The sequence below is a fragment of the Neisseria sp. P0021.S006 genome (genome assembly GCF_051956895.1).
This window is the reverse complement of the sequence record NZ_JBQCWZ010000518.1, coordinates 1-952: the sequence shown is the minus strand read 5'-3', so window position 1 is coordinate 952 and position 952 is coordinate 1. Positions and strand designations below refer to the sequence as shown.

2 protein-coding genes and 1 pseudogene are annotated in these 952 nt (G+C 47.2%); 2 read left to right on the top strand and 1 reads right to left on the bottom strand.

The window, feature by feature from the left end; translation table 11 throughout:
• Positions 1 to 198: pseudogene (locus ACTHUM_RS15400) on the bottom strand (hypothetical protein); the annotation flags it as partial.
• Between the two features lie 113 nt (positions 199 to 311).
• Between ACTHUM_RS15400 and ACTHUM_RS15395 the strand changes: the two are divergent.
• Both ACTHUM_RS15395 and ACTHUM_RS15390 read left to right on the top strand, forming a co-directional pair.
• On the top strand, positions 312 to 509 hold the full coding sequence (locus ACTHUM_RS15395) for a zinc-finger domain-containing protein (RefSeq protein WP_003745781.1): 198 nt from the start codon (positions 312 to 314) through the stop codon (positions 507 to 509).
• A gap of 3 nt (positions 510 to 512) precedes the next feature.
• Complete coding sequence (locus tag ACTHUM_RS15390; RefSeq protein ID WP_440403339.1) at positions 513 to 869, top strand: hypothetical protein; 357 nt, start codon at positions 513 to 515, stop codon at positions 867 to 869.
• The last annotated feature ends 83 nt before the right edge of the window (positions 870 to 952 follow it).

Below are 952 nucleotides of genomic sequence, written 5' to 3'. Positions count from 1 at the left end.
AAGCTGTACGAAGCCGCCTTCTTGAATTTGGCTGTCGAGATAGCAAAGGGCGGTCAATGTATGCTGTTCGTCGTTGAGGCCGGACATGTCTTCATCTCCTGCTTGTTCGGTGTGATCCAAATAGGCTGCGCTGAGTGTATAAAGAAATGAAGCGGAATCGGAAGTATCGAAATCTTGAAGGCGGAGCAGGGTAGTCATAATCATTAAAGGCCGTCTGAAAAAAGTGATTATATAATGTTTTCAGTCTGAACCTAGCGGCCGTTTTGCTTTACAATATCGGAAGATAAGAAAACATAGTGAGGAACCAAACCATGAGTACACAGTCTGAAAAAAACGTTGTAGTCATCAAGCCGCAGGATTTGCCGCTGCATTGCTCCGGCCCTAATCATGAAACATGGAACGGCCATCCGCGTGTGTTCTTGCCGATTCAGTCTAATAGTGAGATTGAATGCCCGTATTGCGGCACTTATTACCGTCTTGATGGCGAGATTCCGCATCATCATTACTGATCTATATCTATGTTGAACAAAATCATCTGCGCTTTGTGCGTGAGTTTGTGCGTTTCGTGTGGCTCGTATAAGGCCGTGCGTCCAGACGCGCCGTTACCGGTCATTGCACAGGCGCAGACGTATTCTGTCCGTTATCAATCCGCACAAGGTCGGACGATTACTGCAATTTATATCAACAGCCACAGCCCGATGATGGTTGAGTTGCGTGAAGGCAATACGGTTGAGAAACTGGTGCAAGTCCGCTTGCGGAGTCAGGGCGTCGAGTACGCCAATCCAAGCTCACGTTGGCAGATTGGCGACGGGTTTGCCGTGCTGATTCGCGGCGGAAAAGAAGTTGTATTTAAAGAGATTGTGGAATAGGGCGGTTTAGCCTTTAGCCAAATATTTGATTAAAGGCTTGGGCAAACCATAATCTGCTAAATGTTCCAATGATACCCAAAGGC

Bases quoted from the DNA above. Each gene is read 5' to 3' on its own strand.
- ACTHUM_RS15395 (WP_003745781.1), top strand. From the start codon at position 312: ATGAGTACACAGTCTGAAAAAAACGTTGTAGTCATCAAGCCGCAGGAT.